The sequence below is a fragment of the Phaeobacter sp. S60 genome (assembly GCF_000826845.1).
In the GTDB taxonomy this organism is placed as follows: domain Bacteria; phylum Pseudomonadota; class Alphaproteobacteria; order Rhodobacterales; family Rhodobacteraceae; genus Phaeobacter; species Phaeobacter piscinae.
The window spans coordinates 1-13,643 of the sequence record NZ_JSWJ01000019.1; the positions used below are offsets into that span (position 1 = coordinate 1).

At 57.6% G+C, this 13,643-nt stretch carries 18 protein-coding genes; 3 read left to right on the top strand and 15 right to left on the bottom strand.

Annotation, left to right across the window (positions count from 1 at the left end):
• On the bottom strand, nt 1-303 hold a 303-nt coding region (locus tag OO25_RS23135; protein WP_206778544.1), incomplete at its 3' end, for a hypothetical protein.
• Here OO25_RS23135 and OO25_RS16860 point away from each other — a divergent pair.
• Nucleotides 295-579 carry a hypothetical protein gene (locus OO25_RS16860; protein ID WP_052465696.1) on the top strand — a complete coding sequence of 95 codons (285 nt, stop codon included), beginning with the start codon at nt 295-297 and terminating at the stop codon, nt 577-579. The two genes, OO25_RS23135 and OO25_RS16860, sit on opposite strands and share 9 nt — an antisense overlap.
• Nucleotides 580-1,064: 485 nt before the next feature.
• Here the strand turns inward: OO25_RS16860 and OO25_RS16865 are convergent, their stop codons facing one another.
• Nucleotides 1,065-1,673, bottom strand: coding sequence for a hypothetical protein (locus tag OO25_RS16865; RefSeq protein WP_040181387.1), 609 nt, complete (start codon nt 1,671-1,673; stop codon nt 1,065-1,067).
• A gap of 541 nt (nt 1,674-2,214) precedes the next feature.
• On the opposite strand from OO25_RS16865, the gene OO25_RS22840 reads away from it, so the two are divergent.
• Complete coding sequence (locus tag OO25_RS22840) at nt 2,215-2,490, top strand: hypothetical protein (RefSeq protein ID WP_014873323.1); 276 nt, start codon at nt 2,215-2,217, stop codon at nt 2,488-2,490.
• A gap of 374 nt (nt 2,491-2,864) precedes the next feature.
• Here OO25_RS22840 and OO25_RS16870 read toward each other — a convergent pair whose 3' ends face one another.
• The 9 genes from OO25_RS16870 to OO25_RS22270 all read right to left on the bottom strand — a co-directional run bounded on the left by OO25_RS16870 (nt 2,865) and on the right by OO25_RS22270 (nt 10,472).
• Nucleotides 2,865-3,320: a hypothetical protein gene (locus tag OO25_RS16870; protein ID WP_040181388.1), complete on the bottom strand. Its 456-nt coding sequence runs from the start codon at nt 3,318-3,320 to the stop codon at nt 2,865-2,867.
• 237 nt (nt 3,321-3,557) lie between these two features.
• Nucleotides 3,558-3,899 carry a hypothetical protein gene (locus OO25_RS16880; protein ID WP_040181390.1) on the bottom strand — a complete coding sequence of 114 codons (342 nt, stop codon included), beginning with the start codon at nt 3,897-3,899 and terminating at the stop codon, nt 3,558-3,560.
• The gene (locus OO25_RS23115) at nt 3,899-4,660 is read right to left on the bottom strand and encodes a lysozyme (protein ID WP_052465697.1); all 762 of its coding nucleotides are present in this window, start codon (nt 4,658-4,660) and stop codon (nt 3,899-3,901) included. The genes OO25_RS16880 and OO25_RS23115 overlap by 1 nt, the downstream gene beginning before the upstream one ends.
• Before the next feature lie 248 nt (nt 4,661-4,908).
• Entirely contained in the window at nt 4,909-5,364 is a 456-nt protein-coding gene (locus OO25_RS16890) for a hypothetical protein (RefSeq protein WP_040181391.1), read from the bottom strand.
• A complete protein-coding gene (locus OO25_RS16895; protein WP_040181392.1) occupies nt 5,361-5,606 on the bottom strand; it encodes a hypothetical protein in 246 nt (81 codons plus the stop codon). Before OO25_RS16895 ends, OO25_RS16890 begins: the two co-directional genes overlap by 4 nt.
• 45 nt (nt 5,607-5,651) lie before the next feature.
• Nucleotides 5,652-6,644, bottom strand: a complete 993-nt coding sequence (locus OO25_RS16900) for a phage late control D family protein (RefSeq protein WP_040181394.1) — start codon at nt 6,642-6,644, stop codon at nt 5,652-5,654.
• Nucleotides 6,645-6,850: 206 nt separating this feature from the next.
• Complete coding sequence (locus OO25_RS16905) at nt 6,851-7,063, bottom strand: tail protein X (RefSeq protein ID WP_040181396.1); 213 nt, start codon at nt 7,061-7,063, stop codon at nt 6,851-6,853.
• Nucleotides 7,063-7,485, bottom strand: a complete 423-nt coding sequence (locus OO25_RS16910; protein ID WP_040181399.1) for a phage tail protein — start codon at nt 7,483-7,485, stop codon at nt 7,063-7,065. Before OO25_RS16910 ends, OO25_RS16905 begins: the two co-directional genes overlap by 1 nt.
• A gap of 8 nt (nt 7,486-7,493) precedes the next feature.
• Complete coding sequence (locus OO25_RS22270) at nt 7,494-10,472, bottom strand: phage tail tape measure protein (protein WP_052465698.1); 2,979 nt, start codon at nt 10,470-10,472, stop codon at nt 7,494-7,496.
• A 65-nt stretch (nt 10,473-10,537) separates the two neighbouring features.
• On the opposite strand from OO25_RS22270, the gene OO25_RS16920 reads away from it, so the two are divergent.
• A complete protein-coding gene (locus OO25_RS16920) occupies nt 10,538-10,741 on the top strand; it encodes a hypothetical protein (RefSeq protein WP_139044797.1) in 204 nt (67 codons plus the stop codon).
• A 151-nt stretch (nt 10,742-10,892) separates the two neighbouring features.
• Here the strand turns inward: OO25_RS16920 and OO25_RS16925 are convergent, their stop codons facing one another.
• The 4 genes from OO25_RS16925 to OO25_RS16940 form a co-directional block, all read right to left on the bottom strand.
• Nucleotides 10,893-11,279, bottom strand: a complete 387-nt coding sequence (locus OO25_RS16925) for a hypothetical protein (protein ID WP_040181404.1) — start codon at nt 11,277-11,279, stop codon at nt 10,893-10,895.
• An 11-nt stretch (nt 11,280-11,290) separates the two neighbouring features.
• Complete coding sequence (locus OO25_RS16930; RefSeq protein WP_040181407.1) at nt 11,291-11,797, bottom strand: phage major tail tube protein; 507 nt, start codon at nt 11,795-11,797, stop codon at nt 11,291-11,293.
• Between the two features lie 84 nt (nt 11,798-11,881).
• Nucleotides 11,882-13,060: a phage tail sheath subtilisin-like domain-containing protein gene (locus OO25_RS16935; RefSeq protein WP_052465699.1), complete on the bottom strand. Its 1,179-nt coding sequence runs from the start codon at nt 13,058-13,060 to the stop codon at nt 11,882-11,884.
• A gap of 102 nt (nt 13,061-13,162) precedes the next feature.
• Nucleotides 13,163-13,642 (bottom strand): hypothetical protein, encoded by a 480-nt coding sequence (locus OO25_RS16940; RefSeq protein WP_040181408.1) that lies wholly within the window; start codon nt 13,640-13,642, stop codon nt 13,163-13,165.
• Nucleotide 13,643 lies beyond the last annotated feature (1 nt).

Below are 13,643 nucleotides of genomic sequence, written 5' to 3' on the forward strand. Positions count from 1 at the left end.
TGCAAAGCCCGCTTTCTGCGCGTCGCTGACGTCTACACTGATCGCAGTATCGCCTGGATCAATTGTACAGGCTTGAAGGTCCGCTTTCAGGAGACCTTTCGCGCTCGCAGCGGCCCCTGCGCTGCGCCCTGCCTGAATGTCGTGATTGGGCTGCTTGGCGTCGTATGGTAGAAGCGTCCTGGTGAAGTTTCGCTGCAATCCTGCTGCCGCATCGCCGCAAGTCGGCAGTGAGCCCAAACTCTCTTCTGCTTGAAAGCCTTGCACGCCTAATTTCTTCGTGTGACATGGAAAGGTATGGGCCAAAAACCGCTTCATCCGGACGTACTTGAATTTATTTCCAGCCTGCGAAAGCTGGAAGCCATTCTTGCAAAGCACGATCAGGAGTTTTGGGCAGAGAAACTGTCACGAGTGCGCCAAGTCGCAGAAAAATCTGATGGTTACAGTGTACAATTATTTGAAGGATTATTTGGTGGCATGGGAAGCTTAAGCGACTTGATCCTTGATGCTCCGGCTTCCGCCAACATCGAGCTTGCGGAAGAACGAACACGTGCATACGAGCTGGCGCAAACATTGAAATAAACATCCCGGAACGACTGCTCCGTCCCGCGACTGCGAATTTTCTGACGCCCTGTTTTCTGCCTTGCAGCGAATGTCTCCTTCGACGGGCCGCGCCGCAGCATCTTGAACTGTCGGTGAAGGTCGGTTTTGGGCCGGGTCTGTCGAGAAGGGCGGCCATAGTTTGCAGTTTTGCAGAGTCTGCTTTCTGCGCGTCGCTGACGTCTACACTGATCGCAGTATCGCCTGGATCAATTGTACAGGCTTGAAGGTCCGCTTTCAGGAGACCTTTCGCGCTCGCAGCGGCCCCTGCGCCGCGCCCTGCCTGAATGTCGTGATTGGGCTGGCTTGAGCCGATCACAACTTGCTTGGGGCAGGCTGGTGCAGGGATCTCGGTGCTGTGCCGCCGCATGGCGGCAGAGAGCCCATATTAACCAATGCTGCACGGCACTCCAATGACGGCTCTCGGGATAAACTGACCGCCACTTTCAAAGTTTATTTTTTCTCATTCACGCATTGTGCCAAGCCTGTTGGGCGAACTGCGGCAGTGTCGGTCCACTTTTAGTGTCTCTGGCGTGCTCGCAAAAGAACTTGCAAGCTTGGAAGTATGTTTGAAGTGCTTCAAGTTCTTCCCCCTTGAAAGGATCGGGGTTGGCTTTGAACTTGATTGAACGCTGATTTGCGTTCCTCTCGTGAGTGACGTCGGCTGTTTTTCCTTCTCTGTGCGCAATCAAACGATGCCTGTCATCTTCAAGCCTATTCCACAATTCACGCAAGGACTGAGCGTCGTCGATAGCGCCGTCGGCGAAATTTCTCATTGGTTTCCACCATCGGCAACCAAGCAGCTTGTTCTCCGACACTTCCTTACCTTCTTCGTCGAATCCGCCGCCGCGTTTCCCAAAGATGGATTCAATTTTCACTGGGAGTAGCTGCTGTAAATGATGGGCCACTGCCTGAGAGACGGGCCTTTTCCCAAACAAAGCATCAACTGTTTCTTCAGAGCAGACTTGGCTGTTCGTTTGACGGTTCGTCCAACGAAGTAGCTGGATGATCTCTAGTATTTCATCGAAGGTGTAACCCCAGACAGCTCTACGGCCTTCCTCTGGATTTTGGCACATTCTCACGCTCCATCAATTTGAAACCACAGGCGGCAAAGCAAACTCTGCCGATCGAGACGAGAAATCCTTCTCAGTATAATCCGAAAAAGCAAGCAACCGATGTGGGTGGGCGAAGTTCAAAGCTGTAATTTGGACAATTGGGATGAATGTCTGCTCTGTCCGCTTCCCTTCCGTTCGACAGTGGTTGGTGGCTGCATCTGCAGCGAAGGTCTGCTCTCTCCATCGCTCGTGCAGCATGGGACCGTTGCTCAGGTGGCAGATACTGAGACTTTGCAAAGGTCGCTAACTGCGCGTCGCTGACGTCTACATTGATCGCAGTATCGCCTGGATCAATTGTACAGGCTTGAAGGTCCGCTTTCAGGAGACCTCTCGCGCTCGCAGCGGCCCCTGCGCTGCGCCCTGCCTGAATGTCGTGATTGGGCTGCCTGTTGTCTTCGGATACCTAGAGGGCTTGGTGATCTTGCTGCAGACCGCCTGCCGCACCGCCGCAGGTCAGCTCGAAGCCCGTTGCTACTGGTCGTCGACTTGGTAGTCTGGATCCATGAACACACTTACGACTCAGGTTGCTTCAGATGTAGAAAACGACTCTCTGATCCTCGAAGTCCTCAGCGAAGACGGTGAATGCCTGGTGATAGTTGAGCGGCTAGATTCAGATAGAAAGCTGCGTTTCCAAATGTTCACGGAGTTTTTGGATGCCGCATGTGTGCAAGAGATTTTGGAGATCGCAAAAAAAGAACTTCAAGCGTTCGAAGATGGAACGGCGCTGTCGGAAGCAAAGCGGGATTTCAGTTTCAAATTGACTTCAGACAGCAGCTAAGTCCGCCCCCCTTCCATTCGATGATGGTTGGCGGCTGCACTCGCGGCGAAGGTCAGCTTTTCCTCGTGCGGCTGCGGCATTGATCGCTCGTCATGGCACCAGATCCGTCGACTTTGCAAAGGTCTCTATCTGCGCTCCGCCGCCTCCGGTGCAACCCGCAGCATCCCGTGATGCAGCTCGGCCCTGCCGAGCGTCCGCTTCCGGGAATTTGGCCCCAGACCTTTGCACCTGCGGCGATACCAGCGCCGGGCCTTGCACGACCGTCTGCTCTGGGCTGGCTACTGCCATTGAGTGGCCAGCCATGCGCCACCCAGACAACTCACTCGCAGCTGCGACGCAGCCTATGCCGCCATGACAGCGTAGCTGCCTTGACTTTATTCGGCTTGTCGTTGCCCCCACGTGACCACATCAAACAACAGCTGTGGCGACAGGCGCTGTGGGTTCGGCAGACCAAGGGCAGCCGCGATGACCTCCGAACAAAACCACCGGTCTTTGTCGTGGTGACCGAACGCCAGAACATGCGAGAGTAGAAGCCCGGTGTAATCATAGCGGGCACCGATGCGGGACCGGATGAAATCAACCGGGCCATCAGGGTCAATAGCCAGCTGGACCAGATCCCAATTCGCAGGCCTCAGCACCATCATTTTCGAACGCACGCCACCGTCGCGACCGGATGATGACAGGCATTCAAGCCGCATATGGAATTCCGCAGCCCCAGCGATGAATTCCACATGGCTATACCTGCCACCGGTCGCGAAGCGAATGCCCGCATCCTGCAGCCGATGCCACGGGGTGGTGGCCAGCCCCTTGTAGAACGCAAGTGTAATCATTGCGGGCCATACTGCCGAAGACCGGCCCGCAGATGGTCATACCAATTGGCGCAACGCAAGGTACGGAAGTTTTGCCCGGAAAGCGCAGCATCGGCTTTCAGAACCGCGACATCCAACCGGTCACCAACCTGCACACTACTGCGCGACTGCCGACGGCAGTCTGCAGGCAGTTCCGGCAAAACCTGTTCAGCCCGCAACTCACCAACAGCTTTACCGGCAGTCCGGACACGGGTGATGTCAGTTTGCCCGCAGGCGCTCAAGAAGATCGGAATCCACAACGCCTTCGGAATTGATTTGGGTGTCATGCTCATATGCCTCCAATTCGGCGGCAAAGCGCAAGGCCTCGCCAGTGGCCACCTGCACCTTTTCTCGCAAGGCTTGGTTTGCCTCATCCGTCGCAGACATCCTGCGGCGTATCGCATCCAGTTCGGTCTGAACGGCGGTCAGTTCGAATTCACGCACAAACCCGTCGCGGGCGGCGCTGACCGCTTGACGCTTGTCATAGACATGCCAGCCCCACAGAAGGGCGCAAACCACGACCGCCAGACCGATACGGCTGGTCATGAACCGCCAAAGCATCAAAGCCCCCGGCGGCAAAGGGCGACCTCCTCAGCCCGGCGGTTGACCAGCCCTCGCACAACGCGACCCCCTGCCTTGTTCCACCAGCCCAAAGCAACACAACCACCCAGCACATCCCCCGCGTTCAGACGACGGGTGGCAGTAGAACGACCCGCACCACGGATGCCCACGTTGTAGGCAAGCGACACATATGCCGCATCCCGATGCGGTGGTAGTCGGGTAGAACGCGTGGCATCGGTGAAATACTCATGCAGACCAGCCCGAAAATCATCGGTCAGACGCTTTTCCAGCTTGGCCCGGCATTCCGCATGGGTTGCTCGATCCCCCAAGCGCACTCCGCGCGTTTCCCCGAAACACAGCGTCGGCACTCCGACGATATCCAGATAGGCACAATGCATCGCGGGGTTGGTTCTGCAGCGGTGTTCGCCTTCCCATTTGATCACCAGCGGCACAAGAACGCGCATGGTGGCCCGTTCCGTAGTCTGGGCCATCGCCTGCGCAGAGGCGATGACAGTGCCAATCACGACAACACCCAGAATGAGCCGACGCTGTAGCGCCCCTTCGCGGGGCTGAAGGATCAACCGCCCCAGAATGCCCAACACGATGACCCAGATTTGCAGAGCGGACCAGACGGCGGGATTCGTGTCGCGCTCTGCCACCAGATAGATGACATCAGGAGCAACAGTGATGGCCGCAAGGGTGTAGAAGACCCAAGCGGTATAAGAACGCAGGACAATTGCCCGCCAGCCTTTATCAAGCATAGTCTTTCTCCGTATGGAAAAGCCCGCATGCGCGGGCGTTGAGTTGAGGGATCAGGACTTCAGAGCGCGCAGGATAGGCGTCGGAAGGATTTTCAGAGCAACCAGCGGGAACAAACGGCATGACCCGCGCCACCCGCACTACATGCAATGCTGAAGCACGCATTTAAGGGCGACCAGCACTTACCAAGATGCCTGAACAGCACCAGCAGCCATTTCCGCCGCCACCACTTTTCAGATGATTGAACCGCCTATGCGGCGTGAATTGTGAAGTCGCGGCTGGTCACACATGCAGTCTTCGCCGGGACAAAACCCCGAAACGGTGAATGCACTGTCCAGCAGGTTTCCATGACGTAAGTGCCCGGTTGAAGCCTCCAGCAGCGGCTGTCACTTGGCGCCCACCAATCCATTGTCAAAGGGTCAGGCCGCCGCGCACCAATTTCATAGGTAAATGGGCTGGATGTTGCTTCGCAGGCAATGCTGCGCGATCCAAAATGGCGCACGATGACGCTATAGGAACCGCGAAATTGCCGGACAGCGCCACCGTGATAGTCGATTTCCAAAGGCTGACCCACGATAGCATCATGTACTGCGACATCGCCGACCTCGTACCAATGGCCCACAGGGGTCGTAACCATCGCGGCGTAGATAACGCCGAACACAATGGCGCATAGATCAATCACCCGCGACCGCTTCAGAAAACTCATTGCACCCACCACTCTTTAATGCGTTCCCAGTTGATGACTATGGTGCCGCCTGCCACCACAACATACATCGCCCATTTGCTGAACCAGCGAAGCGCCTTCAGCTTCTCGACGAAGGCGATAACGCTTTGCAGCGTTTCAACCTCGCTACGACTGAAAACATAAGGCTCTTCGCCTTCGACGGCGGCCAACGCATGTGCCAGTTTTTCCGCGAGTAGTCCGACATTCGTTTTTTCGCCCGTCACCGCGCGCCCTTCCTTTTTTCATGGCAGAATTGGGGAACCAGGCTGCTACCCCTGAGCCTTCAGTTTCCCTGTAAAAGCAGTGCGCAGACCGCCGGATTTCGTGAAGGTGTGTGTCACCAGATCAAGAATGAATTCACGCTCATCCACCAACGGGCGCACCCCTGCATAAAACGCGATTTGACCGGCGTTCAGTCCGGGCCGCCCCTCGATCGAACAGGATGTTTCAATCAGCCCCCGGATCATTTCGCGGGCTGCGGCCTTTGCGGCACCTTCCGCTTCCGCTTTGGAGCCAAAGGGCGTGCGCAGTGTATGTTCACCGCTGGCTTCAGGATCCGCATCCACAACCACCTCTTGCCGCTTGGCACCCTTGCGGTCCTGCCAATAGCACTTCACCTTGGCGTAGCGATCCACATCCGTTTCGGAAACCTTCAGCGTCCCCTTGACCACCGAAGGGCGCAGCACCGGCACGGGCGGAATAACCGTACCGTCCGCAGTCTCCCCTTTGCCACGTTCAAGCCAAAGCAATGTGCCGTTCTTGATCGTAAATAATGCACCATGAAGGCGGGCCAGCCGCTCAAGAAAATGCAGGTCGGTTTCGTCCTGCTGCCCAAACCAATCATAGACATGCCCGGAAACCGCATCAGAAATCTTGGCTTCCAAACCGTGATCCGTAGCCTTTTCCTGAACAATGCTCTTTACCGACACATTGTCCCAGTGTTTGGTTTTGTTCGTCTTCATCCCGGCGCGCAGATCAGCGGAATGACCCTTGACGGTGATTTCGTAAGGCAGACACGCGTACTCCACCCGGTCCACAACATAAGAACCAGAAAAGACTTCCGCTCTATAAGAAATACTGACATTCACAACCGCACCCCGGCGAGGTGACTGGAAGTGCGGCGGCGCATCATTGAATACCATTTCCAATGTGTCCGACCTGATACCCTCCCGGTCGGTGATGGTCAGTTTTACAAGGCTGTTAAAAAACGCGCCTGAAACTGGCGCGCCATCAACAGTGATATCGACTATAGGGTGTGTCATGGTCGCCCCTGCGTTGTGTTTCGGAGATTTCAGAAGTGTTTATTTACTACGCAGGAATGACTTTCGCCGTTCTGTTTCTGCTGTCAGCAGCCATAGAAGTCCTGTCAGTCCTATTCAAAGGACCATCATGGAAGGCCCTTTGGACCACCACCGGTTCGCTAATGCTTGCGATGATTTCCTTTATCGTCGGAATCGCCTTCTACTGACTAATCCCAGAGTTTTAGCGACTGACCCACACCACTTTGCAGCGATAGATCCGGCAGAGTGACTGCAGTACCAATCGGCAATGCGTGCGCCACATCCTTGATATGAGGGTTCATCTCTAACACCCGCTCCACGGCCCCCGCCTGCGCGCCGTATTCGCGCAGGCAGATCAAATCAAGCGCATCCCCAAGGCGGGTGATATACTCACTGGCCATCAGATCACCCCAAGCAATGACAATAGCGAAAACCCCGCGCCAACGCGCTTCAATTCAATTGAATAAGCATTGCGACCGGGTGTGCCGTTGCGGTCATGATAGGACCGATCTTCGTCCACCTTCTGGATAGCGTGACTGCCGAAAACCCTGCCTCCCAGTGATACCAGCACAAGAGGGATGCCTGACTTCGCCGCGAGCCGTACACCTTCCAGTGTTGTCGCACCGCCGAATTCCTGCGGAAAAAGTACGCCGTTAATGCTTACGGTTTCGTTGCGCGGCCCGGTCCACTGCAGAGCGTTCAGCCGCCCTGCAGTTTCTATTTCCGCCCAGCTTGTATCCAGTTTCCGCCCGACATCGGTGTAACCGAAGCCGTGGGCACGAAAGGCGAATGGCCCAAGAGCCATCGTTACAGGTCCAGCCATTTTACCTCCTAGTCAGAATAGCTTGCGGCAAAGGTGCCCATAACGCGCTGGCCCAGTTTGTCCGCAGCCAGTTCAGCAATCGCTTCCGGGTCGGTCACCCCCTGCGGAACCGGAATGGTGATGTTGCCATGGATGTGAACGGACACACCGCCCTTCGCGCCACCAGCGCCCGGAACCGTCTGCGCCGCAGCTGGCGCAGCAAGCGCCGAGGTGGCCAGAACTGCTACCCCCGCAGCCTGCAGGCCCCGCGCACCGCTTTGCAGCCGTGACAACGGACGCGACCCCATGCCCGACAGATGCGCGCGGAACGCATTTTGCGCTTGCGCCACATTCAGGACACCGCCCGAAGCTGATGGCACAAACCACTCCGAGCGCGGCGTATGTTCGTTCACAAGGTATGGCAGGCCAGCACGGACCGGGCCACCGAAGGCACGGGCACCGGCAGGTTTGAGCGCGGGCGTTGCACCGGTGGCCGCTGACGGCATCGCCTGCAGTCGCCCGGACAGTTCCCGCACTTTTCCCAGAGCACGGTCAATAGACTCGGTACTGACTTCCGGTGCCACGTCCAGTCCACCCAGCAGCTGCAGCGCCTCTGATAGTTTGCCAGCTGCACTTTCCGCCTGGGCCAAGCGGTCTTCAGCTTTGCGCACATCAGCTGCGGCGCGATCAAGGTCCGCTTGCGCCTGCACCCGCATCGGGTTCAGAATACCGCTGCCAAACTCAGGCGCATCACCAAGCGCCGCCTGCGCCGCCTCAAGATCGGCCCGGTAGCCCGCCAGATCTTCCCGAAGTGAGGCAATATGCTCCCGCGTCGGAAGGGCGCCAATCCCCTTTGCCGCGCGCACCCGTTCCGCAGCAGACACAAAGGCCGTGTCGCGTTGATGCATGCCATCAATATCCGCCTGAGACGGTGCGGCAACATCTTGTGGCAGTTCGGCGTTTGCAACAGGCTTAATGCCCAACCCCGCAACCACACCAGTGCCGATAGCACCCCCCTTCAACAGAAACTTTCCCGCACCAGCCAGAAAGCCCCAACGGGCAGCACGACGACGACGGGCCATCCTGTCCATTGCCCGTCCATGTTTTCGCTCAAGGTCTAGAATTTCTTCTATGGCACTAGATCCGAAGTGACGGAAATCCCGCAGATGTGGCCTGAAATTCGGCCTGCCTAGGCGAAATCCCCGGCGATTAAGACGGCCAATAGAGTCCCCCATTCCCATTATGTCTGCCGCAGCAAATGCTGCCCCCGCACCGAACCCGGAAAGCCCAAAGCGCAGAACGGCCAACGTGCCGATCAATCCCGCCCCCGCTGTTAGCAGCGCACCACCAGCCACCGCCAAGGCCCCGACTGCGGTCGCCCCGATAACCAGCCATTTTGTCAGCTCTGGATGCTCTTTCGTCCACGCCACTATGCGGTCAATTATGCCCTGCGACACCTCCAGCAGGTCATTCAAATGCGGCAACACGACCTCGCCCACGCTAATTCCCAGACGGGTCATCTGGTTTCGCATCAGCTGCAGATTGTTCGCTGTAGTTTCCGCGCGGGCGGCATACTCAGCTTCAGCGCTTCCAAGGTACTGCCTTTCATCAGCGACCATACCCAAAATCTGCGGCAGCAATTCCGCGTTCGTGATCAGCTTGGTAAGCTCGCGCGCCTCATCGCCGAACAGGTCGGACATCACCGATGCCTGTACATGCTCTGGCAGCTTCCGCAGCCGGTCGAGTACATCCATGGTGGTGCCAACAGCATCGCTTTGCATGTCACGTGCGACTTGCTCAGAGTCCAGGCCCAGCCTCTTCATAGCTTGAGACTGCCGCTTGGTTGCACTTTCACCGCGCGTCAACGCGCGCCCCATATTGCGAAACGACGTTGCGGCAGTATCTGACCCGGCCCCCGCTGCAATCATAGCGGCACCGATGGCCAGCGTTTCAGTTTCGTCAAAACCAAACGTCGCACCAGATGCCCCAGCCCGGTTCATGAAATCCAAGGTCTGGTCTGCCCGCGCAGCAGATTTATTGGAAATGTGGTTCATTGCATCGAACAACGAACCGGCATCCTTCAGCGAAAGACCCAATGCCGTCTGCAGTGTGCCAAGAGATCCGGCAGCCTCTTCCGCGCTGATGTCAAAGGCGACACCAACCTTTGCAGCGAGAACGGCAAAGTCCATGAGGTCTTCACGTGCCACGCCCAACTGACCACCGGTCGCCGCCAACATGGCAAGCGCGGATGTGGACATGGGAATGCGCGTGGACAGCTTCAGAATGTCATCAGACATTTGGCGGAAGGCTTGCGGGGTGTCGAAATCAACAACCTTGCGCACATCCGACATGGCGCTTTCGAATTCGATTGCTTCCTGCACCGGATTTGAAAGCCCACCCAAGATCCGGCGACCGGTCTGCATCGACGCCTGACCTACAAAACTCAGGTTTGCTGCTGTGGCCAGCGATCTGTCCATGCGCTCGCGGGCTTCTGCAATGCGGGTCTGCATTGTCTCCAAGCGACGCATACGTTCCATCTGCCGTCCAAAAGCCGCAGTAGCCCCATCCACATCCCCGGACAGACGGCGCTGTTCGCCAGCAAGGTCAGCCGTGTTGATACCAGCCTTGCGCAGACCATTAAAACTTGCATCAAGCGCACGGCGGTTGCGACGGTGACTATCCGCCAGCCGATCCGCAGCACCCCGCGCGCGCTCCAATTCCCGATACATTTTCTGCGTCGGTGCTTTGGCGGTCTTAAACTGCAATTCCAGCCGCCGCACTTTTTCCCGTGCCGCTTCCATAGCTTCGCCAGACGCCTTGGCTTTTCTGCGCAGGGTATTGAAGTCCTCAATCAATTTCAGAGAACCGCGGATTCCCTGCAGCCGGCCCATTTCCGAACGCACACCATCAGCGAAACGGCCTGTGACATTTCGCATGTTCTTCAACATGCCGGAATACCGGTCATTTGCCTTGATGGTCAGCTGTGCTTCGAGACGCTTGGTCGCCATGGCCGGTCGCTCACATTGAATTGCAGGGAAGGGATGCCTATGTGTAAGGCATGGAAATCTTTGCGATGATCTTCGCTTTTGCTGTGATTGCCGCCGCTGTTGCGGCGACAATCATCATTGGCATGTTTGCTGGGGGAATTTGGGGCGCCTTGGCCTTTGCAGCGCTGCTGGTGCTAACCTACCGGGTAATGGACCGCCAAAGCGGACGCATACACCCGATGCGCCGCGAACAGTTGAACGCCTTCCAGCGCCCGCTGGCCGACGACTAACCTCATTCAAATTTCAGCCGGGTCGCATCCCACACATCAATGGCCGCGCTGTGCCAGTGATGAAATTCCGCCACTTTCATCGCCAGCACCTGCGGCAAGGGGGTCGAGAACACTTTTGCCACCAAACCCACGGCGAAGCGCAGCTTCTTTGCTACTTCGCCGCTACTGCGTTTCCCGACGCATCACCATCCGCCGCGACATCAGATTGACCGGTCAGGACGGCATCGACGGCCGCCTGCACAGCCGACTGATCAGATTCCTTGATCAAGCGGCCGGCACCCTTGGGAAGGCCGGACAGCGCCTCAATCCAAAACAGGTTCACCAGCATGGAAACCTTTGCGGGTATTGCGTTCGCCCGCTCCACTGGGTCTTCGACCAATTCAGCCTTCTGGCGAATTTCTTCAAGGCCCTGTTCGGCCTCAAAATCCGCGTAGTCGATCTGCGCGCCAATGGAAGGCTCATCAAACGTCAGCTTGTCAAAGCTCACGCCATCAAAGGTAAAGGGGCGCTTCAGCGGGACTTCAATAGGGAGTTTCATGCGGCATCACCTCACAGCAGCAGCGCAGATCGGATGTCGCCGGTCTGGCTGACACCGCCAACCGAAAAATCAAAGTCGTCAATCTGAAAGATTTCCGAACCGTCGATTTCCAGCTTGGCATAATTCTGCACCACGGTGCATTTCAGCTCGGCTTTGTCGCCGGGCTTCCAGTTCCCGGCGTCGCCGCTGACGAGGCGACCGCGTACGTAATAGACGGCACTGTGCGTCACGCCGTCTTCATCGACATGGGCACCGGTCACCATAAAGGCATGTTCGGTGCCGGGCTTGCCGGTCATCAACTTCAGTGTGGCCGGGTCGAACGCGGTTAGGGTGAATTCAAGGTCATCGTGCTCATAGCCCATGGCGACCTTGCGTTCTTTGATCATACCGCCATTGCGGAAACCTTCGGTCTTTTCCTTCGGCATCGAAATCGTGACTTCGGAAAACTGCCCGACCTTCACGTCTTCATTGGCCCACAGGGCGCAGTTCCGCAGGATGTATCCGGGGGTGGATTTCATGGCTGTTACTCCTTCTCAGCGCAGCTTAGAGGGGCGAACGCACCGGCGGCGCATTCGCCTTGTTCATTCAGCGGTGGCGGAGGCTTACGCCGCCGCCTTCAGCGCTTCCTTGGTCAGTTCCAGATAATACTGGATGTTGCGGTGCGCGATGAACCGGATGTCTTCCATCGGTGCGGGCGGCTCGAATTCCATGGACAGGGTGATTTTTCCCGCTGCCATTTCAGTTGGCTCGTTCAGGGTTTCGTCAATCCAGACGCGACCGCCCAGAATGGCCCCGGATGCCTTGAACGTCCGCATGGCCGCGTTGCCGCTTTCCAGCATGAACTTCAGGTTACCCGCCGAAAACGGCTTATCCACGAATTCCAGATACGCCTTTTCGATGGCTTCATTGATGAAGTCCGCCGTCCGGCGCACTGACAAGAACACCCACAGGTCATCGGTGGTGGCAGCACGGTTGCCCCATGTGATGAAGCCGGACCCCATATTGATGATGGTGCCCACATGGTTTTCGTTCAGGTAGTTCGCCTGCAGACCGTAAGTCACAGTCCGCGACGCGCCGCCGATGCCATTGATGCTCTTGTTCGACAGCGAATGCCAGAACCCCAGATTGGTATCGACGCGGGCCTGAACACCGGCAAACCGGGCTGATGCCGGGCGTGCCACATAAGCGCTGGTCGCAGTATCCCAGACAAGCACCTTGGGGTCCACCACATAGACACGCTGCGACCCGATCAGGTCACGATAGGCGATAGCATCGGCATCGGTGGTGTCCGGCCCATCAACAAAGGCCACGGCCTTCAGCTGGTCCAGCACACCAATCAGTTCGGCAACCACCGGATTGGCGGTCACACCGTCACCGCTGGTAAAGCCCGGAATGGCGATCAACCGGGGCTTGATGCCCAGCTGCGCTTCGGCCTTCTTCAGCGCGTGCACGCCGGTCAGTTGCGTGGCATCGCCCACCAGATTGGACATGGTGGCAGCGGTGTCCACACCCTCATCGACACGGATGACGATGGTGTATGCACCAATCTGGTCAAACACGTCATCAACAGCATCCTTGAGGGTTCCCGCATCCCCAAGGCCCGCAGCATCCGTGGGCGTCCCCTTCAGCAAAACCGGGGTGTTAAGCGGGAATTTGGTCGCATCCGCGTCAGGCGCGGTGCCAAGTAGGCCAACAACAGCGGTTGGAGCCACCTGCACCAAGACCGGGTTTTCACTGGACTCCGCCAGTCGCGCGCCGTGGTGGAAACTTGCAAAGCTCATCGCTCTCTCCTTCAGACAAAAGAAAACCCGGCAAGCAGATGCCGGGTGCTGCCCAGAACTCTCTGGGGCGGGTTATTGGGGGCAAATAGCCAGCTCAGGAAGTTACGCCTGCGGCCACTCGGCCAGCATGGCAGCCTTGTGTTCGGCGGTGGCGTAACCTGCTGCGATCAGACCACTGAGGAAGTGTTCAACAACCGGATTGTCGCGGTGGATGCTTTGGGGCACATCGGTTTCCCATTTCATCCACAGCAGCTTGATTGCGGGATCTTCCCGCATGGCCAGCTCGCCCGCGTCATCGATGCCGGTGATGTGCCGGAACAGGGTCATGGCTTCCAGCTTGGTCAGGGGGCGGTAGACCGGATCGCGGGGCGGCAGCGGTTCGACCGTCCAGCTGCCATCCTGCCAGTCCAGTCGCTCGGTGGCCGGATCATAGGCGGGTTTTGCCGGGGCCGGTGCATATCCCGCAGCCGTCAGATCCGCCTCGGTATAGGGGGCAGTCCGCCAGCGACCATTGGGCAGGCGCAGTTTTGCCGGTGGCAAGGCCGGGCGCGCGCCATTCAAGGAATAAAGGGGCTGTGTCATC

Excerpts from the sequence above, each read along its gene's own strand:
- OO25_RS16860 (WP_052465696.1), top strand. The coding sequence starts at position 295 with ATGGGCCAAAAACCGCTTCATCCGGACGTACTTGAATTTATTTCCAGC.
- OO25_RS16865 (WP_040181387.1), bottom strand. The coding sequence starts at position 1,673 with ATGTGCCAAAATCCAGAGGAAGGCCGTAGAGCTGTCTGGGGTTACACC.
- OO25_RS22840 (WP_014873323.1), top strand. The coding sequence starts at position 2,215 with ATGAACACACTTACGACTCAGGTTGCTTCAGATGTAGAAAACGACTCT.
- OO25_RS16870 (WP_040181388.1), bottom strand. The coding sequence starts at position 3,320 with ATGATTACACTTGCGTTCTACAAGGGGCTGGCCACCACCCCGTGGCAT.
- OO25_RS16880 (WP_040181390.1), bottom strand. The coding sequence starts at position 3,899 with ATGCTTTGGCGGTTCATGACCAGCCGTATCGGTCTGGCGGTCGTGGTT.
- OO25_RS23115 (WP_052465697.1), bottom strand. The coding sequence starts at position 4,660 with ATGCTTGATAAAGGCTGGCGGGCAATTGTCCTGCGTTCTTATACCGCT.
- OO25_RS16890 (WP_040181391.1), bottom strand. The coding sequence starts at position 5,364 with ATGAGTTTTCTGAAGCGGTCGCGGGTGATTGATCTATGCGCCATTGTG.
- OO25_RS16900 (WP_040181394.1), bottom strand. The coding sequence starts at position 6,644 with ATGACACACCCTATAGTCGATATCACTGTTGATGGCGCGCCAGTTTCA.
- OO25_RS16905 (WP_040181396.1), bottom strand. The coding sequence starts at position 7,063 with ATGGCCAGTGAGTATATCACCCGCCTTGGGGATGCGCTTGATTTGATC.
- OO25_RS16910 (WP_040181399.1), bottom strand. The coding sequence starts at position 7,485 with ATGGCTGGACCTGTAACGATGGCTCTTGGGCCATTCGCCTTTCGTGCC.
- OO25_RS22270 (WP_052465698.1), bottom strand. The coding sequence starts at position 10,472 with ATGGCGACCAAGCGTCTCGAAGCACAGCTGACCATCAAGGCAAATGAC.
- OO25_RS16920 (WP_139044797.1), top strand. The coding sequence starts at position 10,538 with ATGATCTTCGCTTTTGCTGTGATTGCCGCCGCTGTTGCGGCGACAATC.
- OO25_RS16925 (WP_040181404.1), bottom strand. The coding sequence starts at position 11,279 with ATGAAACTCCCTATTGAAGTCCCGCTGAAGCGCCCCTTTACCTTTGAT.
- OO25_RS16930 (WP_040181407.1), bottom strand. The coding sequence starts at position 11,797 with ATGAAATCCACCCCCGGATACATCCTGCGGAACTGCGCCCTGTGGGCC.
- OO25_RS16935 (WP_052465699.1), bottom strand. The coding sequence starts at position 13,060 with ATGAGCTTTGCAAGTTTCCACCACGGCGCGCGACTGGCGGAGTCCAGT.
- OO25_RS16940 (WP_040181408.1), bottom strand. The coding sequence starts at position 13,642 with ATGACACAGCCCCTTTATTCCTTGAATGGCGCGCGCCCGGCCTTGCCA.